The organism is Ruegeria arenilitoris (assembly GCF_013035315.1).
GTDB lineage: Bacteria > Pseudomonadota > Alphaproteobacteria > Rhodobacterales > Rhodobacteraceae > Ruegeria > Ruegeria arenilitoris_D.
In genome coordinates this window covers 338,634-360,605 of the sequence record NZ_WQHP01000001.1, presented here as the reverse complement: position 1 = coordinate 360,605, position 21,972 = coordinate 338,634, and the positions used below count along the sequence as shown (strand labels likewise).

The 21,972-nt window shown below is 57.9% G+C and carries 23 protein-coding genes and 1 other RNA gene; 12 read left to right on the top strand and 12 right to left on the bottom strand.

Annotation, left to right across the window (positions count from 1 at the left end; all coding sequences use genetic code 11):
- Positions 1 to 5: 5 nt before the first annotated feature.
- Together GOV53_RS01790 and GOV53_RS01785 are read left to right on the top strand one after the other, a co-directional pair.
- Positions 6 to 1,340 (top strand): sigma-54-dependent transcriptional regulator, encoded by a 1,335-nt coding sequence (locus tag GOV53_RS01790; RefSeq protein ID WP_108858689.1) that lies wholly within the window; start codon positions 6 to 8, stop codon positions 1,338 to 1,340.
- 506 nt (positions 1,341 to 1,846) lie between these two features.
- A complete protein-coding gene (locus GOV53_RS01785) occupies positions 1,847 to 4,675 on the top strand; it encodes an Rne/Rng family ribonuclease (RefSeq protein WP_170463820.1) in 2,829 nt (942 codons plus the stop codon).
- A gap of 43 nt (positions 4,676 to 4,718) precedes the next feature.
- Here the strand turns inward: GOV53_RS01785 and GOV53_RS01780 are convergent, their stop codons facing one another.
- Complete coding sequence (locus tag GOV53_RS01780; RefSeq protein ID WP_170463818.1) at positions 4,719 to 4,952, bottom strand: sulfurtransferase TusA family protein; 234 nt, start codon at positions 4,950 to 4,952, stop codon at positions 4,719 to 4,721.
- A 105-nt stretch (positions 4,953 to 5,057) separates the two neighbouring features.
- Here GOV53_RS01780 and GOV53_RS01775 point away from each other — a divergent pair, with 105 nt between their 5' ends.
- The 4 genes from GOV53_RS01775 (at position 5,058) to GOV53_RS01760 (ending at position 9,388) form a co-directional block, all read left to right on the top strand.
- The gene (locus GOV53_RS01775; protein ID WP_170425098.1) at positions 5,058 to 5,810 is read left to right on the top strand and encodes a cytochrome c biogenesis CcdA family protein; all 753 of its coding nucleotides are present in this window, start codon (positions 5,058 to 5,060) and stop codon (positions 5,808 to 5,810) included.
- A 63-nt stretch (positions 5,811 to 5,873) separates the two neighbouring features.
- Positions 5,874 to 7,088, top strand: coding sequence for a hypothetical protein (locus GOV53_RS01770; RefSeq protein WP_170463816.1), 1,215 nt, complete (start codon positions 5,874 to 5,876; stop codon positions 7,086 to 7,088).
- Positions 7,085 to 8,434 (top strand): cytochrome P450, encoded by a 1,350-nt coding sequence (locus GOV53_RS01765; RefSeq protein ID WP_170463814.1) that lies wholly within the window; start codon positions 7,085 to 7,087, stop codon positions 8,432 to 8,434. Before GOV53_RS01770 ends, GOV53_RS01765 begins: the two co-directional genes overlap by 4 nt.
- A 72-nt stretch (positions 8,435 to 8,506) precedes the next feature.
- Entirely contained in the window at positions 8,507 to 9,388 is an 882-nt protein-coding gene (locus GOV53_RS01760; RefSeq protein ID WP_170463812.1) for a fructose bisphosphate aldolase, read from the top strand.
- 3 nt (positions 9,389 to 9,391) lie between these two features.
- On the opposite strand, the gene GOV53_RS01755 is transcribed toward GOV53_RS01760, so the two are convergent.
- From GOV53_RS01755 to fumC, 4 genes are read right to left on the bottom strand one after another with little or no spacing between them, the layout of a single operon-like run.
- Positions 9,392 to 9,994 carry a DNA-3-methyladenine glycosylase I gene (locus tag GOV53_RS01755; protein ID WP_170463810.1) on the bottom strand — a complete coding sequence of 201 codons (603 nt, stop codon included), beginning with the start codon at positions 9,992 to 9,994 and terminating at the stop codon, positions 9,392 to 9,394.
- A gap of 58 nt (positions 9,995 to 10,052) precedes the next feature.
- Complete coding sequence (locus GOV53_RS01750) at positions 10,053 to 10,274, bottom strand: ribbon-helix-helix domain-containing protein (protein WP_170463808.1); 222 nt, start codon at positions 10,272 to 10,274, stop codon at positions 10,053 to 10,055.
- Positions 10,271 to 10,447 (bottom strand): DUF4169 family protein, encoded by a 177-nt coding sequence (locus GOV53_RS01745; RefSeq protein ID WP_170463806.1) that lies wholly within the window; start codon positions 10,445 to 10,447, stop codon positions 10,271 to 10,273. The genes GOV53_RS01750 and GOV53_RS01745 overlap by 4 nt, the downstream gene beginning before the upstream one ends.
- Positions 10,447 to 11,841, bottom strand: a complete 1,395-nt coding sequence (gene fumC / locus GOV53_RS01740) for a class II fumarate hydratase (protein WP_170463804.1) — start codon at positions 11,839 to 11,841, stop codon at positions 10,447 to 10,449. The genes GOV53_RS01745 and fumC overlap by 1 nt, the downstream gene beginning before the upstream one ends.
- Before the next feature lie 213 nt (positions 11,842 to 12,054).
- On the opposite strand from fumC, the gene GOV53_RS01735 reads away from it, so the two are divergent.
- Entirely contained in the window at positions 12,055 to 12,612 is a 558-nt protein-coding gene (locus tag GOV53_RS01735; RefSeq protein WP_174823332.1) for a hypothetical protein, read from the top strand.
- A 33-nt stretch (positions 12,613 to 12,645) separates the two neighbouring features.
- Here the strand turns inward: GOV53_RS01735 and GOV53_RS01730 are convergent, their stop codons facing one another.
- The 7 genes from GOV53_RS01730 to GOV53_RS01700 form a co-directional block, all read right to left on the bottom strand.
- Complete coding sequence (locus tag GOV53_RS01730) at positions 12,646 to 13,107, bottom strand: SspB family protein (protein WP_170463800.1); 462 nt, start codon at positions 13,105 to 13,107, stop codon at positions 12,646 to 12,648.
- A gap of 76 nt (positions 13,108 to 13,183) precedes the next feature.
- Entirely contained in the window at positions 13,184 to 14,437 is a 1,254-nt protein-coding gene (gene chrA, locus GOV53_RS01725) for a chromate efflux transporter (protein WP_170463798.1), read from the bottom strand.
- The gene (locus GOV53_RS01720) at positions 14,434 to 15,249 is read right to left on the bottom strand and encodes a chromate resistance protein ChrB domain-containing protein (protein WP_170463795.1); all 816 of its coding nucleotides are present in this window, start codon (positions 15,247 to 15,249) and stop codon (positions 14,434 to 14,436) included. The genes chrA and GOV53_RS01720 overlap by 4 nt, the downstream gene beginning before the upstream one ends.
- A gap of 126 nt (positions 15,250 to 15,375) precedes the next feature.
- Positions 15,376 to 15,807 carry an ester cyclase gene (locus tag GOV53_RS01715; RefSeq protein ID WP_170463793.1) on the bottom strand — a complete coding sequence of 144 codons (432 nt, stop codon included), beginning with the start codon at positions 15,805 to 15,807 and terminating at the stop codon, positions 15,376 to 15,378.
- A 100-nt stretch (positions 15,808 to 15,907) separates the two neighbouring features.
- Positions 15,908 to 16,280, bottom strand: a transfer-messenger RNA (tmRNA) gene (gene ssrA, locus GOV53_RS01710).
- A 36-nt stretch (positions 16,281 to 16,316) separates the two neighbouring features.
- Positions 16,317 to 16,679: a DUF4345 family protein gene (locus GOV53_RS01705; RefSeq protein ID WP_170463791.1), complete on the bottom strand. Its 363-nt coding sequence runs from the start codon at positions 16,677 to 16,679 to the stop codon at positions 16,317 to 16,319.
- Positions 16,680 to 16,689: 10 nt separating this feature from the next.
- Positions 16,690 to 17,421: a FadR/GntR family transcriptional regulator gene (locus GOV53_RS01700; protein WP_170463789.1), complete on the bottom strand. Its 732-nt coding sequence runs from the start codon at positions 17,419 to 17,421 to the stop codon at positions 16,690 to 16,692.
- 86 nt (positions 17,422 to 17,507) lie between these two features.
- Here GOV53_RS01700 and GOV53_RS01695 point away from each other — a divergent pair, with 86 nt between their 5' ends.
- The 5 genes from GOV53_RS01695 (at position 17,508) to frr (ending at position 21,970) form a co-directional block, all read left to right on the top strand.
- Positions 17,508 to 18,299 (top strand): DUF2182 domain-containing protein, encoded by a 792-nt coding sequence (locus tag GOV53_RS01695; protein WP_367648743.1) that lies wholly within the window; start codon positions 17,508 to 17,510, stop codon positions 18,297 to 18,299.
- Between the two features lie 4 nt (positions 18,300 to 18,303).
- The gene (locus tag GOV53_RS01690) at positions 18,304 to 19,008 is read left to right on the top strand and encodes a DUF1326 domain-containing protein (protein ID WP_170463787.1); all 705 of its coding nucleotides are present in this window, start codon (positions 18,304 to 18,306) and stop codon (positions 19,006 to 19,008) included.
- A gap of 53 nt (positions 19,009 to 19,061) precedes the next feature.
- Positions 19,062 to 20,165: a dimethylsulfoniopropionate demethylase gene (locus GOV53_RS01685; protein WP_170463785.1), complete on the top strand. Its 1,104-nt coding sequence runs from the start codon at positions 19,062 to 19,064 to the stop codon at positions 20,163 to 20,165.
- 59 nt (positions 20,166 to 20,224) lie between these two features.
- On the top strand, positions 20,225 to 21,220 hold the full coding sequence (gene acuI / locus GOV53_RS01680; protein ID WP_170463783.1) for an acryloyl-CoA reductase: 996 nt from the start codon (positions 20,225 to 20,227) through the stop codon (positions 21,218 to 21,220).
- 186 nt (positions 21,221 to 21,406) lie between these two features.
- Complete coding sequence (gene frr, locus GOV53_RS01675; RefSeq protein ID WP_170425031.1) at positions 21,407 to 21,970, top strand: ribosome recycling factor; 564 nt, start codon at positions 21,407 to 21,409, stop codon at positions 21,968 to 21,970.
- The last annotated feature ends 2 nt before the right edge of the window (positions 21,971 to 21,972 follow it).

Sequence of the window (21,972 nt, the reverse complement as noted above, 5' to 3'; positions counted from 1 at the left end):
TGATTATGGCACAGGCCATGAAGATCGCCATTGTGGATGACGAACAGGACATGCGCCAGTCGATCAGCCAGTGGCTGGCACTGTCAGGATATGACACGGAGACCTTTGCCAGCGCCGAGGATGCGCTCAAGGTGTTGGGGCCGGAGTATCCTGGCATCGTGATCTCGGACATCAAGATGCCGGGAATGGACGGCATCCAGTTGCTGAAAAAGCTGATGGGGGCGGACAGCACTCTTCCGGTCATCATGATCACTGGCCATGGCGACGTACCCATGGCGGTTGAAGCCATGCGCGTTGGTGCGTTTGATTTTCTGGAAAAACCGTTCAACCCGGACCGCATGTCAGAACTGGCCAAACGTGCCAGCAACGCGCGCCGGTTGACACTGGACAACCGTGCGCTGCGGCGCGAGTTGTCCGGTGGTACGCAGATCATGAACAAGCTGATCGGCGCCAGCCCGGTGATGGAGCGTCTACGCGAAGATATTCTCGACCTGGGGCAGGCCGACGGTCATGTGCTGATCGATGGCGAAACGGGCACGGGCAAGACGCTGGTCGCGCACGCGCTGCACGCTGTAGGCAGCCGGGCGGGTAAGAAATTCGTTCTGGTGTCCTGCGCTGCACTGGAAGAAGAGGCTCTGTCCAAGCGGCTGTTTGGCCCGATGATGCCTGAAGACGCTCAACTGCCCGCCATCGAAGAAGCGCGTGGTGGCACCCTTGTGCTGGAGGATGTCGAGGCCCTGAGCGATACGCTTCAGGCGCGCCTGTTGAGCGTAATGAACGATCAGGGAACCCCGGCCGAGACGCGCATCATCGCAATCTCAAACCTTCAGGAAGCGGGGAAGACCAGCGAAGACGTTCTGCGACCTGACCTGTTCTATCGCCTTGCAGCGCTTCGGATTACCATGCCGCCCTTGCGTCAGCGCGGAGAGGATATCCTGACACTGTTTACCCGGCTGAGCGAACAGTTCTCGGAAGAATACGGCTGCGAAGCGCCGCAGGTGAGTGCTCAGGAGGCCGCTCAGTTGTTGCAAGCCCCCTGGCCGGGGAACGTTCGTCAGTTGATCAACATCGCGGAACGCGCGGTTCTGCAATCCAGACGAGGCTCGGGCACGATTGCGTCGCTATTGATGTCCGATCACGAGGAAATGCAGCCGGTGATGACGACCGAAGGCAAGCCGCTCAAGGAATACGTGGAAGCGTTCGAGCGGATGCTGATCGACAACACGATGCGTCGCCACAAGGGCTCGATCGCATCTGTCATGGATGAGTTGTGCCTGCCGCGCCGGACGTTGAACGAGAAGATGGCGAAATACGGGCTTCAACGCTCGGATTATCTGTAAGGGAGGGGGGCCAGCCCCCCTCTTGGCCTTGTAGGCCAATTCACCCCCCGAGGTATTTTAAGCCAGATGAAGCGATCATGCGCCCAGTTCGGAGGGGCGGGATGTAGTTTGCCCATTGTCTTTTCCACAGGACTGCTTTTATTGTAGCCGAACGGGCCGAGCCATTTTTGCGCTCTTAAGTCCCGAATCATTGAGTTTCGCTGCTTTGCCGCAGGTGATCGTATTTCATCTCAAAGCAGACCGATTGTGCCCCATGGGGGCAGTAGAACGCCTGAGCCCGCAGATGCGGGCGAAAGGAATAAATGGGCGGGCAGCGGCCAGAGTCGCGCCTGTCGGAGAAGAACCGCGATGACGCGCGCGCAACGATTGAGTGTACGGGCAGGGGGCCAAAGCGCCAGACCCTGCCGCGCGCCGTCCGATATCGCCCTGACAAGACACCACCCCAAAAGCGCCTGTCCTCCCGGACGGGTAAGGACAACGCGTTTGGCGCGGTGCACCAAGGACACATGGCTAAGAAAATGCTTATCGATGCCACCCACGCGGAGGAAACCCGCGTCGTGGTGGTTGACGGAAACAAGGTCGAGGAGTTCGATTTTGAGTCCGAAAACAAACGCCAGCTTGCTGGCAACATCTACCTTGCAAAAGTAACTCGGGTTGAGCCGTCCCTGCAGGCGGCCTTTGTGGACTATGGCGGAAACCGGCATGGTTTTCTGGCGTTTTCCGAGATTCATCCGGATTACTACCAAATCCCCGTCGCTGACCGTGAGGCGCTGATGGAGGAAGAACGCGCCTACGCTGAGGCGATGAAGGCGCGTGATGAGGCGGAAGAGTCCAAGCCGAAGAAGCGCCGCTCGCGGTCGCGGACCAAGGCCGCGGATGTAAAATCCGATGATGCGGTCGAGTCGATTGAGGTTTCGAACGAACCCACCGGAATGGAAACAATTGACCTGGATGAAGGTGAAGAGGCGGCAGATGTGTCTGTGCCCGAAGGCACCTCTCCGGTCGAGCTTGTCGCTGAAACACCGGTTGAAGAGCCAGAGGATGCGGTCGAAGAACCTGCGGCTGATGCGGTTGAAGAGCCTGTAGTCGATACGGTCGAAGAAGACGCGCAAGAGCCTGTCGCTGAAGATGCATCTGAACAGGCAGCAACATCTGAAGCTGTAGCAGAAGAAGCCGCACCCGAGGCGGCAGAGGCTATTGAAGAACAGCAAGAAGACTCCGCGGAAGCTCAGGCGGCCGATGACGCTGACGACGAAGACGCGAAAGCCGAAGACGGTGAAGAGACCGAAGCCCGTTCAGATGCGACTGAGAAAGACGACTCGATCGAATCCGTGGCCGACGAAGATGACAGCGAAGACATCCGCCCGCCGCGCAAACCGCGCCCTCGCCGGTACAAGATTCAAGAAGTCATCAAAGTCCGCCAGGTTCTGCTGGTGCAGGTCGTCAAGGAAGAGCGCGGCAACAAGGGCGCTGCGCTGACCACATACCTGTCGCTGGCGGGTCGTTATTGCGTTCTGATGCCCAACACAGCGCGCGGTGGCGGGATTAGCCGCAAGATTACCAACGCGCCGGATCGCAAGAAGCTGAAAGAAATCGCCGCGGATATCGACGTGCCCACGGGCGCCGGTCTGATTATTCGGACTGCAGGCGCCAAGCGCACCAAATCCGAGATCAAGCGAGACTATGAATACCTGCAGCGCATGTGGGAGCAGATCCGCGAACTGACTCTACAATCCATTGCACCCGCGAAAATCTATGAGGAAGGCGATCTGATCAAACGGTCGATCCGCGACCTCTATAACCGCGAGATTGATGAAGTATTGGTCGAAGGCGAGGGTGGTTACCGCATCGCCAAGGACTTCATGAAGATGATCATGCCGTCCCACGCAAAGAACGTGAAACGGTATGAAGACGCGCTGCCGCTGTTCGCGCGCTATCAGGTGGAAAGCTATCTGGCCGGGATGTTCAACCCGACCGTACAGTTGAAATCCGGCGGCTATATCGTGATCGGCGTGACCGAAGCGCTGGTGGCGATCGACGTGAACTCGGGTCGGGCGACCAAAGAGGGTTCGATCGAGGAAACCGCCCTCAAAACCAACCTGGAGGCCGCTGAAGAAGTGGCGCGCCAACTGCGTCTGCGTGACCTTGCGGGTCTGATCGTCATCGACTTCATCGATATGGACGAGCGCAAGAACAACACGGCGGTCGAAAAACGCCTTAAGGACAAGCTGAAAACCGACCGCGCGCGCATTCAGGTTGGCCGAATCTCGGGCTTTGGCCTGTTGGAGATGAGCCGTCAGCGTCTGCGCCCCGGTATGCTTGAGGCGACAACGCAGCCATGCCCGGCCTGTCATGGCACTGGCCTGATCCGCTCGGACGACAACATGGCGCTGTCCATCCTGCGTCAGATCGAAGAGGAAGGCACACGCCGCCGCTCGCGTGAGGTTCTGGTCCGTTGCCCGGTCAGCATCGCCAACTTCCTGATGAACCAAAAGCGTGAGCATATTGCGCAGATCGAGGCACGCTATGGCCTGTCCGTACGCGTTGAAGGCGACGTGCATCTGGTCAGCCCTGATTTCTCGATGGAGAAGTTCAAGACCGCCAGCCGGATTGTTCCCGAAGCCAGCGCACCCGTTGTCTCGGTCGATGCGTCCCTGATGGATCTTGTTGACGCAGACGAAGAAGAACAGGTCGAAGAAGAAGCTGTTCAGGCGGAAGAAGAGGCTAAGCCCAAGCGCAAGCGCCGCCGTCGTCGTCGGAAAAAGAGCAATGGGTCCGGTGAAACTCCTGGGGTGAATACCGAAGAGGGTGAGGCAGCGGCTGCCGAGACGTCGGATGAGGCCAAAACCGAAGCTGAAGACGAGGCGAAACCCGAGGGTGAAAACGCCGAGCCTGCGGAAGAGGAAAAGGCAGCCAAGCCCAAGCGCCGCCGTGCACCCCGTCGCAAGAAGAAAGACGCGGAACCGGTTGAAGCGGAGGAAGAAACCGCTCCAGAAGAGGCTGCGGAACAAGTTGCAACAGAAGACACGGATGCGCCTGCCGAGGCAACGACCGAGGCCGCGCCGGAAGAAGCGGCTGTAGAATCCGCCGAAGAAGCGGAGCCGACTGTTGCCACCGCCGAGGAGCCTGTGACCGAAGCCGAAACAGTGGCCGAGGGTGAGCCTGTTCAGGAAGAACAGCCAGAACTAGTGGCGGAAGTTGTTGCCAATGAGCCGCAAGAACCTGCGGAGGTCGCGGTCGAAGAGACGCCCGAACCCGTTCTGGAGGTTTTAGCCGAAGAACCGGAGCAGCCCGCCAAGCCGAAACGGCGCGGCTGGTGGTCGTTGGGTCAATAACAAGAAAAGGCGGGCCAGGTGCCCGCCTTTTTCTTTGGAAATCTCAGTCGGATTTTCGGATCAGATAGATCTGATGCCCGTCAGCCTCTTCTTGCGCCAGCAGCTGGTGCCCGCTTTCCGCACAGAAATGCGGGACATCGACAATAGCCGCAGGATCGTCGGCCAGCACACGCAGCACGGCCCCAGCAGGCATGGATTTCAGGCGTTTACGCGCTTTGAGCACAGGCAGAGGACAAAGAAGTCCCAGCGCATCGAGTGTTTCTGACGGATTTGACATAGGGTTCAGATATTTCCACTTTGACACGGTGTCCAGCGTGCAACCACGAGGATGTGACCGAATGGCCCCGTGACGATGGCGCTCAGGTAACATATGTGCTGATGCATGTTCGGAATTGACATCATAGACGCGGGCCTGCTGCCTGCCATGTTCATCGCGCTGCTGGGTGGCCTGATCAGCTTTCTGTCCCCTTGCGTGCTGCCCATCGTTCCGCCTTATCTGGCGTATATGAGCGGTGTGACCATCCATGAGATGCAGGATCAGGCCCAGGCGCGGCGTAAGGCCACTCTGGCTGCTTTGTTCTTTGTTTTGGGCCTGTCCACGGTGTTTTTGCTGCTAGGGTTCACGGCATCCGCTTTCGGGGCCTTTGTGTTGCAGAACCAGGTATTGTTCGCAAAGCTATCGGGTGCGGTGGTGATCGTATTCGGTCTGCACTTTCTGAACGTGTTCCGCATCCCGTTTCTGGATCGCGAAGCGCGGATTGAGACCGGCGATTCCGGCGGGTCCGTGTTTGGCGCGTACATCCTGGGACTTGCTTTTGCGTTTGGCTGGACACCTTGTATTGGGCCCCAACTTGGCGCGATCCTGTCCCTTGCAGCGTCCGAAGCCTCGGTCGCGCGTGGAACGTTGCTGCTGGGTGTCTATGCGGCGGGTCTGGGTATTCCGTTCCTTCTGGCGGCAATGTTCCTGAATCGCTCGATGTCAGTGATGAACCGGATCAAACCCTACATGGGCACGATCGAGAAGGTGATGGGAGGCTTGCTGCTATTCGTCGGCATCATGCTGATCACCGGCCTGTTCACCGAGTTCAGCTGGTGGCTGCTGGAAACGTTCCCGGCATTGGCGAATTTCGGGTGATCTGCTGATCCGACTTACCTTGACGCTCAGCCTGCGCTAACCTGCGCTGCAGAAGGTAAGGCCATGAGCAGTCGGAATAATCATCCAGTGGTGAGCAAACGCCGGGTATTCTACATACCCGGCTATGACCCGATTCCGCCACGCCGCTATCGCGAGCTTTACCGCACCGAAAGCGCCCTGCAGGCCGAGATCTCTGGCTACCAGATTTCGGTATCAGCCAAATCGGGGGGTGGCCCCTATGGCTGGCATGTGACATCCCGGCAGGACGGGGTCGAAGTATTGGCCGACGTGGATGTTCTGGTCTGGTCCGATATCGTGCGCGATAGCATGTCCAATTCGATCCCTGCAACTTATCTGCAGCTGTTTCGAACCGCGTGGACCTATATCTCGACCGGTGCGCTGCGTCGCCTGATGCGGTTGCGTAAGGGGCCGGTCATCGCGGCCCTGTACCCGGTGGGCATGCTTTTGGCGCAGTTGTTGCTGGCGATTGTCCTGACACTGGTCCTGTCGTGGCTATTGCGGCCGTTTCTGGGCTGGTTTGGAATGATCCCGGCTGTGGCTGCCGCATATGGGCTGCTGAGCTGGTTTCGCAAGCTTGACGGCAAGCTTTACGCCTATTACCTGATGCATGATTACGCTTACTCGGCAAAACTCAGGGGCCAGACGCCGGACGAACTTCGCCTGCGTTTACGCAGCTTTACCGCTTTGATCCGCGAAGCGCTGCAGTCGGATGTGGATGAGGTACTGGTCGTCGGTCACAGCTCGGGCGCGCATCTGGGGGTGAGTGTTTTGGCCGATCTAATCCGTGAGGGTGGGTTGCGCGGCGATGGGCCAGAGCTTTCATTCCTGACTTTGGGGCAGGTGGTGCCGATGGTTTCATTCCTGCCAGATGCGCAGGAATTGCGGGCGGACCTACAGCTTCTTTCCGCGCAAGGCGACCTGACTTGGGTAGATGTCTCGGCCCCCGGGGACGGGTGTTCGTTCGCTTTATGTGACCCCGTTGCTGTAAGCGGTGTCGCAGGAGCGGAAAAAAAATGGCCGCTGGTCCTGTCCGCCGCCTTTACCCAAACGCTGTCGCCCGAACGGTGGGAAGCCCTGCGCTGGAAGTTCTTTCGCCTGCATTTCCAATACCTTTGTGCTTTCGACAACCCGGAACGGTACGACTACTTCCGCATCACGACCGGGCCTCAAACTTTAGGGCAACGGTTTCAGGGTCGCGCGCCGTCCAAATCCAGGGTGGAAGAGGCGGTCTCGAAATACACAACGGTGAAGGCATGACGCCGCCCAAGCCCACACCACGTCCGGACAAGGTATCGCTCTGGCGGTACATGAAACTGTTCCGCAAGGACATCCTGTCGGCGCAACCACAACGACTGTACCGCGCCTGGATGGCCGAGTTTCGCACACCATTCTTCCGATCATACCTGATCAACCAGCCGGAACTCATTGAAACCGTGCTGAAAAAGCGCCCTGATGATTTCCCAAAATCAAACCGGATCAGCGAAGGGTTGCGTCCGTTGCTGGGGGACTCGGTGTTCCTTACAAATGGAGAAACCTGGAAGCGTCAGCGTCGGATCATCGACCCGGCATTTGAAGGCGGCCGGCTAAAGGACACTTTCGCGGCAATGCACGCCGCAGGTCAGGCCGCAGTAGATCGATTGCAGCCGCAGGCCGGTACGGTTGTGGAATGCGAAGAGATCACCAGCCATATCGCGGCGGATGTCATTTTTCGTACGTTGTTTTCGGTTCCTATTGAACATGAGGTGGCCGCTCAGGTCTTTGACAAGTTCCGTAGCTATCAACGCGAGCAGCCTATTCTGAACCTTGCGGCGTTTGTTCCGCTGCCAAAATGGCTACCGCGTCTTCACTCAAGGCGCACTCGGAAGAATGCCAATGAAATCATAAAGCTAATCCAGCATCTTACGGCAGGGCGCGCTGAGCTGATCGCGCTGGGGCAAGCTCCTGATGATCTGGCGACCAAGATCATGACGACCCGTGACCCTGAAACCGGGCATGGTTTTGACACGCAGGAAATGGTCGATCAGGTGGCCATCTTCTTTCTGGCGGGCCATGAAACCAGCGCCTCGGCACTGGCTTGGACGTTGTATCTGATGGCTATGTACCCGGAATGGCAAGACAGGTTGGCCGGAGAGGCCGTGTCGCTCGACACGCCTGACTTTGCGGTCATGTCCCACCTAAAGCTTAGCCGGGATGTGTTCCGTGAAGCACTGCGGCTTTATCCCCCGGTGCCCATGATGGTGCGCGAGGCCACCTGTCCCGAGCGGTTCCGCGATCGCGACGTGCCGAAAGGTGCGCAAATTGTCATCAGCCCGTGGCACCTGCACCGGCAGGAAAGGCTATGGGACCGCCCGGATGCCTTTGATCCAACCCGGTGGGAGACCGAGAATGGCAAGACCTGCCAACGTAATGCCTACATTCCGTTTTCAGCCGGCACGCGGGTGTGCACCGGGGCAGGGTTCGCCATGATCGAAGGACCGCTGCTTTTGTCCATGCTGCTAAGGCACTATCGGTTCGAACTGGTCGAAGGCCAAACGCCTGTTCCTGTGGCTCATTTGACCGTCCGGTCGAAGGACGGCATTTGGTTGCGCGTAGTTGAGCGCTAACAAACTACCATCGCTGATCGCCTTGCTGTATGCGGTTTGAAAATGCGGAATCATATTGAACGGGAAAGTCTTATGTCCTTAGCAGAACAGCGCGCACAAATGTCCAACGGCGCAGGTTTTATCGCAGCATTGGATCAAAGCGGTGGTTCGACCCCGAAGGCGCTGGCGCTTTATGGCGTGGACGCTTCGGAATACAGCTCGGACGAAGAGATGTTCGGCGAGATCCAGAAGATGCGCGCGCGGATCATCCTGGCGGATGACTTCACCAAGGACAAAGTGATCGGCGCGATCCTGTTCGAGCGGACTCTGGGCGAAGAGATCGACGGTCGTAAGGTTGCGGATTATCTCTGGTCCGTGAAGGGCATCGTCCCTTTCCTCAAGATCGACAAGGGCTTGGAAGACCAAGCGAATGGCGTTCAGATGATGAAATCCATTCCCGGTCTTGCTGACACACTCGCCAAAGCAGAAGGTGTGTTCGGCACCAAAGAGCGTTCGGTCATTCACGAAGCCAACGCCGAAGGCATCGCCGCGGTTGTTGCACAGCAGTTTGATGTCGCGCGTGAAGTCGTAGCCGCAGGCATGGTTCCGATTGTCGAGCCTGAGGTGAACATTAACTCGACCACCAAGGCCGAAGCCGAAGACATTCTGAAAGCGGAAATCCTGAAGAACCTCGACCAATTGGACGAAGGACAGGATGTCATGCTCAAACTGACAATCCCCAGCAAAGCGGACCTATATGACGCCCTGGCCGATCACCCGCGCGTTCTGCGTGTGGTGGCTCTGTCCGGCGGCTATTCGACCGAGCAGGCCTGTGATCTTCTGGCGCAAAACGGCAAAATGATCGCGTCGTTCTCGCGTGCTTTGACCGAGGGTCTGTCGAAACAGCAATCCGATGCCGAATTCAACTCGGCTTTGGGCGGGAACATCGACAAGATCTTCCGCGCGTCTGTCTAAGCGCTAGACGGGTTTGGTGAAATCGCGGCGCAATCGCGCCGCTTTTTCCCGCATCACGCAGTCTGTGGCGTGGTCATTCACCAAACCCATCGCCTGCATAAAGGCGAACACGGTCGTAGGGCCGACGAACTTCCATCCTCGTTTCTTCAGGTCTTTCGACATCGCCACGGATTCTGGCGAAGTCGAGGCGGTCTGTGGGGCAGGTGGCACCTCTGCCTCATATCGCCAGACATAGGCGGCCAGAGACCCCTCGGCGGCGATCAGCTCTTGTGCGCGGCGGGCGTTGTTGATGACGGCCTCGATCTTGCCGCGGTGGCGGATGATGCCTGCATCTTGCAGTAACCGCGTTACATCCGCATCATCAAACGCCGCCACTTCATTGATTTCAAAGCCTTTGAACGCTTTGCGAAAGTTCTCACGCTTGGCCAAAATCGTGCGCCAACTCAGCCCTGACTGAAAGCTTTCAAGGCAGAGCTTTTCGAACAGGCGCTGGTCTTCCCCGAGCGGGTAGCCCCATTCCTGGTCGTGATACTCAAAAAACTCAGGCGCTGCCTGACACCAGGCGCAGCGCGGTTTCCCATCTGGTCCATTTACGGTGCCGGCCATGCGTGTTCCCACTTTGTTCTGGAGTACGGTACACCATGAGAACCTCTGGTCGCAAGGATCAACCGCGATCGCGATACCAGTTCAGGACAAACACACGAATGGCCGATGCTAGTCCGGTTTCAGGGTCTCGCGCGACGTCAATATCAGCCGCTAACGCGTTGATCGGTAGATTTTTCTCTTCCGCGATGTCTCGGAAAGCACGCCAGAACTCATCCTCAAGCGAAACCGAGGTGCGATGCCCTTTGAGTGTCAAAGAGCGTTTTACGGGGCGGCCACTCATTCATCCAGTTCGTGACCATCGAGGTCGCGCTTCTGTTTTTCCTGCCGCAGCTTGTCGGCGTTCTTTTCAGCCTTGTTTCGCCCAAACGCCACGGCGTTTTGGTCTGCGCGGGCCTTGTTCTCGGCCCGCGCTTTTTCTTTTCTGAACCGGTTCAGGTTGACCGGTTTGCCCATCAGTCTTTCGGGCCGATCATGTGTTCGGGCCGAACGACCGCGTCAAAGGTATCTTCATCGACAAAGCCCAGCGCGATAGCCTCTTCCTTGAGGGTCGTGCCGTTCTTATGCGCCGTCTTGGCGACGGTGGTGGCGTTGTCATACCCGATGGTTGGCGCAAGCGCGGTCACCAGCATCAGCGATTCCTTCATCAGCTTATCGATGCGCGGCTCGTTGGCCTTGATGCCCAGCAGCATCCGCTCGGTAAAGCTGTCGGTGGCATCGCCCAGCAGTTGGATGGACTGCAAAAGGTTGTACGACATCATCGGGTTATAAACGTTCAGCTGGAAGTGGCCTTGTGAGCCCGCAAACTTCATCGCAGCGTCGTTGCCCATGACATGCGCGGCGACCTGCGTCAGCGCCTCGGCCTGAGTCGGGTTCACCTTACCGGGCATGATGGACGAACCGGGCTCGTTTTCTGGCAGGATCAGCTCACCCAGCCCAGAACGCGGACCAGAGCCCAAGAACCGGATGTCATTGGCAATCTTGTAGCAAGAGCCCGCAATTGTCGCCAAAGCGCCCGACAAAAAGACCATCGCGTCATGGGCGGCGAGGGCTTCGAACTTGTTGGGGGCGGTTACAAAGGGCAGGCCGGTGATGTCGGCCATGTTCTTGGCGACAGCCGCATCCCAGCCGTTATGGGTATTCAGACCGGTGCCAACGGCGGTGCCGCCTTGCGCCAGTTCATAGATACCGGGCATTGCGGCTTCGACACGGGCGATGCCCTGACGAATCTGGTGCGCATAACCGCCGAATTCCTGTTCCAGTGTCAGTGGCGTCGCGTCTTGCGTATGCGTACGACCGATCTTGATGATGCCGGCAAACTCTTTTGCCTTGGCTTCCAGAGCCGAAGCAAACTTTTCAAGACCCGGCATCAGCACGTCGCGCACGCTCATCGCAGTGGCGATATGCATCGCGGTCGGGAAGGTGTCGTTCGACGACTGCCCCATGTTACAGTGATCGTTTGGATGCACCGGGTCTTTCGAGCCGATTACACCGCCCAAAATCTCGATCGCGCGGTTGGCGATGACCTCGTTCGAGTTCATGTTCGATTGCGTACCCGAACCAGTCTGCCACACGACCAGAGGGAAGTTGTCGTCAAACTTGCCCTCAATCACTTCACCCGCAGCCTGAATAATCGCGTCGGCGATCGTTGCATCCAGCTTGCCAATGGACTTGTTCTCCATCGCACAGGCCTTTTTGATCACGCCCAACGCGCGAACGATGGCCACGGGCTGTTTTTCCCAGCCAATCGGGAAGTTCATGATCGAACGTTGCGTTTGAGCACCCCAATACTTGTCGGCGGGAACCTCCAACGGGCCAAAGCTGTCGGATTCGGTGCGGGTCTGAGACATCGGTTACTCCGTATTGTATGCAGTCGCATGCCATTTACCCGTGACAGTGTCATCGCGCAATCGGCCAGTTGGGCGCACCATAAGCTCAACACCGCCAAAGGTATAGGCGCACGGGTGCGTCATTTTTCTTTTGCGGACGGGCATTAGGGCCATTGTGTGCGCGCAGCGCTCGGCTAGAATGACAAAACCACAGAACCGGAGGGTCAAGTGCTCCTGATTTCCCGAATTCACCCGCAAAGGCTGGTTGCAATTGCTCTGGGCGTACTGTTTTGGGCCGCTTGCCTGACCCTTCAGGCGCAGGCGGGGGACATCAAACCATTTGTCGGAGATTACGTCGGTTCGGCCAATGTCGTAGATGATGATGGCACCGAGACGCCTCGGGACATGAGTGTGTCCATCCACGAGACGAAAGACGGCTTCAACGTCAGCTGGAAGACCACGACCTATAAACCTGATGGCCGTGTCAAAGAGCAGTCTTTTTCAATCGATTTCAAGGAGTCTGGCCGCCCTGATGTCTACTCGGCCGCGATGAAGCGCAATGTGTTCGGGCATGAGGTGCCTCTGGATCCAATGCAGGGCGAACCCTTTGTCTGGGGTCGGATCGAAGGCCAAACCCTGACAGTGTTTTCGTTGTTCATTGATGAGAATGGCGGATATGAACTTCAGCAGTTCGACCGAACACTGGCCGAAGGCGGTTTGAACCTTTCGTTCTCGCGGTTCCGCAATGGCGTGAAGTCGCGGTCCGTGGAAACCTTCCTTGAGAAGCAGTAAACCCCGCGCGTGGCGGGGGCTTTTTGTCGGGACTTACTTTCTGAAACTGTCCAGCGAGACCACATCAGCATCATGCTGGACCGGAGTTTCCTCGACCTCGATCGTTTCTTCAACGATATGAGTTCCGATCTCATCCTCGTCCTCAGAACTTTCAAACCGTAGCCCAAATTCAACGGACGGGTCCACGAAGGTCTTGATCGCGGTGTAGGGGATATACAACGGCTCGGGCGCATCTCCAAAGTTCAGCGTGATGGCAAAGCCTTCGTCGCCCACCTCAAGATTTTCGAACCAGTGCTGCATAACGATTGTCATTTCTTCGGGATACCGATCGTGCAGCCAATCCGCCAGTTCCACACCCTCCTGCCGGGTATCGAACGTGATGAAGAAATGATGTGCCCCGGGCAGGCCGTTTTCAGCCACGTTGGTCAGAACCTTCTGGATCAGCCCGCGCATCGCGGTGTGCATCAGGGTTCCGTAATCAATGTCCTGCGGCATGTGTCATCCTCAAAAATGGTTACCCCAAGCATAGGCGATTCCTTGGGAAACGAAAGACCGCGTGTGGTTGGATTGTTTAAAGAAAATGCAACCCGAGTCCCGCCGCGGCCATTATGGCCAGCGTCAACCCCATGCCGAATTTTAGCTTGAATATCAACACCCCGGCCACGATCGTCAGCCCCACAGCCTGCAGGTTTAATGTGGCGAGCTCGGGCCACGGAAGGCTGAGGATGCCCCATGTTTTTTGCGGGATCGTTCCAAAAAGAACGTTCAGCGCAAACCACACCGAAAGGTTGAGAATCACGCCGACCACCGCAGCCGTTATCCCATGCAGCGCAGCAGACAGCTTTGGGCGCGCGGCCAAGTGGTCCAGGTAAGGCGCCGCGAGGAAAATCCACAGAAAACAGGGCACAAAGGTCGCCCACAACGCAACCGCGCCGGCCGCCAGAGCCAGCGGCATGCCTCCTGTGATCTGTCCAGTCAGCATGGCGACGAACTGAGTCACCAAGATCAACGGGCCGGGCGTTGTTTCTGCAAGGCCCAGCGCGTCGATCATCTGATCGGTCGTGATCCACTGATACTGATCGACAACGGTCTGGGTCATGTAGGCCAGCACAGCATATGCTCCGCCAAAGGTGACCACGGCGAGGCGGGCAAAGAACCAGCCCAGATCGCTTAACAGGTCCTGTCCCGTTACAGTTAGCAAGACCAGAGGACCCAACCACAGCGTCAGCCAAACAGCGCAGGTGCGCAGCGGTCGGGCGGCGTTTGGGGCAGGCGGGACAGCATTTGGGGGCGCATCAACCCGGAAACTGAGGTAACCCCATATCGCAGCCCCCAGAATGATCAGCGGGAAGGGCAGATCAAAGGCGAAGATGGCGATGAAGCCCAGACCGGCGATGACCCTATGCTCAGTATCAGTCAGAGCCTTGCGCGACAGATTCCTGAGCGCCTGCAGCACGATGACGATCACCGTGGCCTTTACGCCCAGAAAACCAGCTTGCACCAAGGGCAGATCGCCGAATGCGGCGTATAGGGCGACTAGGACCGCGATGATTAGCGCGCCGGGCAGCACAAAAAGGCCGCCTGCGATCAACCCTCCGGTCACGCCGCGCAACCGCCAACCGGCATAGGTGGCAAGTTGCATCGCCTCGGGGCCGGGCAACAGCATGCACAGAGACAACGCGCGCAGGTAGGTCTGTTCGTCCAGCCAAGGGCGTTTTTCCACCAGTTCCTGGTGCATCAGTGAAATCTGCGCGGCAGGCCCTCCGAAGGACAGCAGGCCGATGCGTCCAAAGACGCGAACCATATCCGTCAGTGTTGGTGTCATGATTTGCGATCCGTTGGCCAATCGTGACGCTCTTCGAACCCATCCCGCGCCCAACGGTACAGCGCATCATACAGATGCATACCCGCAGCCAATGCTTCGTGGTCATCGCGATATTGGCGTGATAGGCCGACCGATACGGCCAGCAGACCCGCTGCTTCGGGGGCGAGGTCGTGTCGATTTGTGTCGGCTGCCCGCACCACGGTCGCCAGCCTATCCAACGCAGGTGAGTGCAGCGCGAACTCGTCCAGCATGGTGTCAAAGGTGCAGCGGTCCTGTCGGTGGCTCCAAAAGGTATTCTCGACATCGAACGGGGTCGCGTCAAAGATGGCGGCAGCGGCCTCGACTTCAGTTGGCGCGACGAACAAGAAACGGGCGCGGGGATCGACAAAACGACGGATCAGCCAAGGGCAGGCAATGCGGTCGATCTTTGGGCGATGCCGAGTGATCCAAAGCGAGCCCTCTGGCCGCAGCGTTTTCAGAGCCGAGGCGGGCACACGAGGCGCATCTTTTGTTTCGCGCCAGGCGACCATTCCGCCCTCAAGATACTCAGCTTGAATGCCGCTGCTGCGCAGGAACGAAACAACAGCCTGGCTGAGTTTCTTACCCTTTTGGCAAATCACGACAGCAGGGCGGTCGGCAATCAAAGCCGCAAGCCCCTCGACGTCCTGCGCTGAATGGCGAATGGAGCTGGGGATCAGATATGGATCGGCCTCAAAATCCGCGTCGATACAGATGTCGATGAGTATTGGTGCTTTGGGTGTTCCGATCAGCCTAAGCAATTGCTTTGGGGTTATGGCGTTGGGCGCGGGCACAGCATGTCTCCTGGTTTTGTCGGATCCATGCGAAACTTGGGCTGACGCCTCACGGGGTGTTCGCAATCTTACCCCATGGCACTAGCTACAGCGTAAGCGCCAGAGGGGTCAAGATTGCGAAGGCGTTCAGGCCCAATCCAAACGTTGACCCGTCATGCATACCGGAAGGGTATCCTGCGGAAATTGCCCAAGCTGCTCAAACAACGAGATGAAGTCGAACTGGTTATACGCCTCGACCATACGGCCATCTTTGATCCGGCCAAAGACGCTGCCAGTGGCCTGCAGCGGGGCCCCATTATCGGCCCGTGTTATGCGCAGGTGAATAATGGCCGAAACCCAATCGCCATATTCAACAACCTTCGGCATCTCGACCTTGATATCGCCCAGGATGTGACGGAAAGCCATGACCAGGTCGCGGAAATCGTCCGCACCAACCTGCATTTCGGGAATAAGGCCCTCGGCCGTGGTGTCCGGCGCGAAATACTGATCGATGGCGTCGGTATTCCCGTTTTCCCAAACCTCGGAATACCATTCTCTGAGTAGATCTGCGTGCGACATCCCAGCTCTCCTTATTCTGTTGAGGTCAGCATGAGACGAAAGAGTGAAAAAACTCTGAACATGTGCACGTTCAGGCAAAAAACTCAGACTTTAAGTGGGAAATGCAGGTTTCTGTTGCCAGGTACCTGCGAACCCCGCCTTACGCGGCTAGGCGCAAGGGCTTAAGTTTCGGTCTTGCTACTGCTTACGCAGCAACTGCAACCGGAGCACGATTGTCGTTTGCAATTGTACTAGTTTCGCCGATAACGGTGGCAGACAGCCGAGACAAAGCTAACCCCTTTAGACGTTCGTCGATCCTATTTCGGCCCCCCGATCCTGAAAGAGTTCCTCAAACGAAGGATACCTCCAGAAGGTGTATGGTGGAGCCGCCGGGTACCGCCCCCGGGTCCGATCCGCTTATTACGAGCGCGTTTATGTCCATAGTCCCGAAGGACATACTCTATATAGGTGAGCTGCCGACCGGATGCAAACCTGGAATGCGCACCGCGATGCCGATTTATAACAAAGACTTAAGCCGCCCTGTTGATGTTCGCCAAAATTAACCAAAGCGCCAGGACAAGTTCGATTCCACCAAAAGTCGCTGCTTTGACCAAGGGTGGGTTGTCCAGAGCAACGGACACGAACCGACCCAAGGCCGCGCCCGCATAGACGACGCCCAGCATCGCGTAAGCCAATGGGTTGTTCAGCCACAGAACGGCAACTCCGGTGACCACGAACAGCCCCCCAACCGAGGCTCGCATCTCGCTTAACCCCATGTTGCTGTCAGTCGTCGTCAGATCCAATGCCCCCAGGGTGAAGCTGGGTGCCAGAAAGCCGAACAGGCCGAACCCGATGGTCATCAGAGCGGCAATCACATTTAATGCGGTGGTCATCCTGATCTCCTTACGCGGGTTTGCGGCGCTGTTGTGCGACATCCCGCGCCAATTGTCGCGTGTAATTCTCGAGTTCGACCAATGTCGCGTCAACTTTTGCCCCATCCCGAATTTCCAACGCATCGGCAATTTGGCTGTGAAGGGCTATGATCGCCTCGCGGGATCGAGCGGTGAAGGTGATCATGTTCATCAGGGGCTGCATGGCCTCGACCGCGCCGGCCAGTTGATAGGACAGCACAGGGTTATCGGCTCCATCCACAAGCGCCCGGTGAAAGGCCACATCTGATGCGCAGAACGCTTCGTCCGTCAGACCTGGCTGGCTTTGCCGATGAATCTCGGCCCGCATGGTGGCCAGCTGATCGGCGGTTCGACGTTGGGCAGACAGTGCAGCGCAAGCGCGTTCCAGCGCAAAGCGCGCCTCGCACGCAGTGTCGAAACTGACGGCGTTCATCGACAGCAACAAGGTCGAGGTCGTGATCTGCTGCGAATACGCGTTCTCAAAACTCAGACGGTTCACAAAAGCCCCGCCGCTTGCGCCGCGTTGAGTGCGGATCAGAGACTGCGCTGCCAACCGCTTCAGAGCTTCGCGCACAGTGGGGCGCGACACTTGGAACTGTTCGGACAGTTCCGCTTCTGACGGAAGACGCTCGTCCACGATCAATTGCCCCGAAATAATGGCGTCGCGGATGGCCTGCGCAATCTGCGCCGACAGATCGGCAGGTTTTTTGGGGTCGATTTTCATATTCCGGGGACCATTGGTGAGATTTTATTTGTCTGACATTTAAAAGTCTGACATTTCAAAAGCAAGAACTGAGTCGGGAGGAAAGCGTGAGTCGCGCAGTTCTGAGGAATAGCCTTTGGCTGGGATTTTACGCCCTGATCCTGTGGGCGTGGTGGGTCATGTTCACCATGAGCCGCGATATGGATCTGGATTTGATCGGTCGGCCGGGAACCATGGGGCAGGCGATGGCGGCGATGGATCCGCGCATGGACATGTATATGCCCATGGCCGAGTTTGGACCCCTGTTCTGGATGTGGGCGATTATGATGGCGGCAATGATGCTGCCGACGCTTGTCCCAACGCTCCGCAGCTATGAGGACCTGATCCGCAGCGCAAACGGCTCGCGCGCCGGGTGGTTGGGCGTGTTGAGCGGGTATCTGGTGGTCTGGGTCGGATTCGCCGCCCTGATAACCGGAGTGCAATTGGCGCTGTTGTTCGGAGGCGTAGTGGACATGCTGGGCATCTCCAAATCCTCGTGGTTTGCCGGAGGGCTGATGATCGCCGTCGGCGCGTTTCAGTTCACCCGCGCGAAAGAGGTTTGCCACGGCGTCTGTCACGCGCCCATGACGTATTTCCTGGGCCATTGGCAGACAGGTTTCGTGGGGGGGCTGCGCATGGGCCTTGGGCTGGGCGCGTTCTGCGTCGGCTGCTGCTGGGGCTTCATGGCGCTTGGCTTTGTCGGTGGTGTCATGAGCCTGTTGTGGATGGGCCTCGCGACATTCTTCATGGTGCTCGAGAAGTTGCCGCAAGTTGGTCATGTGATCACGCGGCCTTTGGGCTTCACACTTATCGCAGGAGGGCTTCTCCTGCTCATCTATCCCTTTGCTTACGGAGGTTAAGCCTATGGCTAAGAACAGAAAACCCGAAGCTGACAGGCTGCCGATCAGCCAGCGCATTGACAGCCGGATGCCCAACCCCAAACGCCGAGAGATGAGTCCGACAGAATGGTCCATCAAGGGTGAGTTGATCCTGAACTGTTCCTGCGATGTGTTCTGTCCCTGCGTTGTGTCTCTGGGCGCGCATCCTCCGACCGAGGGACATTGCCACGCCTGGATGGGTGTCATCATCGATGAAGGTCATTACGAAGGCGAAGACTTGTCCGGTCTGAGCGTGGGGCTACTGGTCGATATTCCGGGCCGCATGGGCGAGGGACAGTGGAAAGTCGCCGCATATGTTGACGAGCGTGCCAGCGGCAAGGCGTATAACGGGCTGCTGCAAATCTTTAGCGGTCAGGCAGGCGGAACCACCGGCCTGTTCACCATGCTGGTGAGCGAGATCATCGGGGCAGAGCGGGCTCCGGTTCAGATCGAACGCGACGGCACCAAGCGTCGCATAATGATCGGCCGCAAAATCCAAGGCGAGATTGAGATGCTGGCCGGTAAAGATGCGGATCACCCGGTCATGGTCTCAAACTCCAAGTACTGGATGGGCCCGGATATCATCGTGGCGCGCGGGACCAAGTCCAAAGTGCGCGACTACGGCCGCGTCTGGGATTTCGGTGGCAAGTCTGCCGAGATTTGCCCAATCGACTGGCACGGTCCCAAGTAACGATCACCGGTGCCTGCGGGCGCGGTCTGAACTTTCTGCCTGAGGAGGCTTAAGTGGCTCAAATTGCACTCTCGCGCCGCCTGCGCCGGACACCGTTCTCGGACGGTGTCGAAGCGGCTGGCGTCAAGGGATATACAGTCTACAACCGTATGTTATTACCCACGGTTTTTGAATCTGCCGAGGTGGACTACCGGCATCTGAAAGAGCATGTTCAGGTGTGGGATGTATCCTGTGAACGGCAGGTCGAATTGCGCGGGCCGGATGCGGCACGGTTGATGCAGATGCTGACCCCGCGGGACCTGCGCGGCATGCTTCCGGGGCAGTGTTACTACGTGCCCATCGTAGATGAAACGGGCGGGATGCTGAACGACCCGGTGGCCGTGAAGCTTTCAGAAGATCGCTGGTGGATTTCTATCGCTGACAGCGACCTGTTGCTTTGGGTCAAAGGCATTGCCAACGGGTACCGGCTCGACGTGCTTGTGGACGAACCCGATGTCTCTCCGCTCGGGGTGCAGGGGCCGAAGTCGGATGAGTTGATGGCCCGTGTCTTTGGCGACAGGGTGCGCGATATTCGTTTCTTCAAGTTCGATAAGTTCGAGTTCGAAGGCCGAGAGCTCGCGATCGCGCGATCGGGCTATTCCAAACAGGGCGGGTTCGAGATTTATGTCGAAGGGTCGGACATCGGAATGCCCCTATGGAACGCCTTGTTTGCGGCGGGCGAAGACCTGCAGGTCCGGGCGGGTTGTCCCAACCTGATTGAGCGGATTGAGGGTGGGTTGCTGTCATACGGCAACGATATGACTGACGACAATACGCCTCACGAATGTGGTCTGGGCAAGTTCTGCAATACGCACACGGCGATTGGGTGTATCGGCAGGGACGCTTTGCTGCGGGTCGCGAAAGAGGGGCCGGTGCAGCAAATCCGACCAATCGCTATCGACGGCGAACCCGTTCCGCCCTGTGATCGGCCGTGGCCGATTGTGGCTGGCGGCAAACGGGTCGGGCAGGTGACGTCGACCACTTGGTCGCCGGATTTCTCGACAAACGTGGCAATCGGAATGGTCAAGCTGAGCCATTGGGAACCCGGTACTCGGGTCGAAGTTGAAACGCCGGACGGTCTGCGTGGCGCGACCGTGCGGGACAAGTTCTGGATTTGAACGGCAATACGCGCATCAGCATCAGCTGGTGAGGGTTTGAAAAAGAAGGGAAAGTTTAAATGTTCAATGCATTGGTGATGGATAAGGACGAAGACAGCGGGCTGGCAAGCGCCTCGGTCAAACAGCTTTCCGAAAGCGATCTGCCCCATGGCGAGGTGACGATTGCCGTTGAATATTCGACCGTAAACTACAAGGACGGGCTGTGCATGTCACCCAAAGGCGGCGGTCTGGTGCGCAGCTATCCGCACGTGCCCGGCGTCGACTACAGCGGTACGGTCGAGGCCTCCTCGGACGATCGTTACAAGCCCGGCGACAAGGTTGTTCTGACCGGCTGGCGTGTGGGTGAAGCCCATTGGGGCGGCTATTCGCAAAAAGCCAACGCACTGGCCGACTGGTTGGTGCCGCTGCCCGAAGGTCTGGACACGCGGCAGGCGATGGCCGTGGGGACCGCCGGTTTTACCGCAATGCTGGCCGTAATGGCGTTGGAGGATCATGGCCTTGAACCCGGACACGGGCCTGTTCTGGTGACCGGTGCCGCCGGTGGCGTTGGATCAGTCGCAACTGCCATTCTGGCCAATCTGGGCTATGAAGTGGCCGCTGTGACCGGCCGACCAGAGGCGGGTGATTACCTCAAGTCCCTTGGTGCGACTACGATTGTCCCGCGCGAAGACATCAATGAAACCGTGAAACGTCCACTGGAAAGCGAAACCTGGGCCGGATGTATTGATGCGGTCGGCGGCGAAATGCTGGCGCGTGTTCTGGGCCAGATGAAATACGGGGCCTCGGTCGCAGCCGTTGGTCTGGCTGGCGGGGCAGGGTTGCCTGCCAGCGTCATTCCATTTCTGCTGCGTGGAGTGAACCTGCTTGGCATCGACAGCGTCATGCAGCCCTACGCCAACCGCGTGCGCGCCTGGCAGCGCGTTGCAACGGACCTGCCGATGGACAAGCTTGAGGCGATGGTCCATCCGGCAACTCTGGGCGAACTGCCACAATTGGGTGCAGATATCCTTAAGGGGCAAGTCAAAGGTCGCGTGGTCGTCGATGTAAACGCTTGATTCCCGCACAAATGATTGGGACCGGTCGAGGTGCGCCCCGATCGGTCCTTTTGCCTTTGAAAGAACCCGAAATTGTCAGAAACACCTCTGGCCATTGGCGCAATTCCCGAGCATCATTGCTATACATCCCAATTGCTATGGACTATGAGCCATGCAAACAGCACCTGAAGACGGGGAGTGAGCAGCATGTCTGACGATTTCGAACTGGATACCGATGATCTCAAGCGCCGCATGGAAGGCGCCATGTCCAACCTCAAAACCGAATTCGCATCTCTGCGTACCGGGCGTGCTTCGGCTTCGATGCTCGAGCCGGTGATGGTAGATGCCTACGGATCGATGACGCCGATCAACCAGGTCGGTACCGTAAACGTTCCTGAGCCCCGCATGGTCACCGTGAATGTTTGGGACAAAGGTCTGGTCGGCAAAGTCGAAAAAGCCATCCGTGAAAGCGGGTTGGGCATTAACCCTCAGCTGAACGGCACCATCATTATGTTGCCGATCCCCGAATTGAACGAAGAACGCCGCCGCGAACTTGGCAAAGTCGCCGGACAATATGCCGAGCATGCCCGCGTTTCGATCCGTAACGTCCGCCGCGATGGCATGGACCAGATCAAAAAAGCCAAGGCCGATGGCATGTCGGAAGACGATCAGAAGTTCTGGGAAAGCGAAGTTCAGGACCTGACCGACGCCATGATCAAAACCGTTGATGCCGCGCTTGAGACCAAGCAGGCAGAGATCATGCAGGTCTGAGC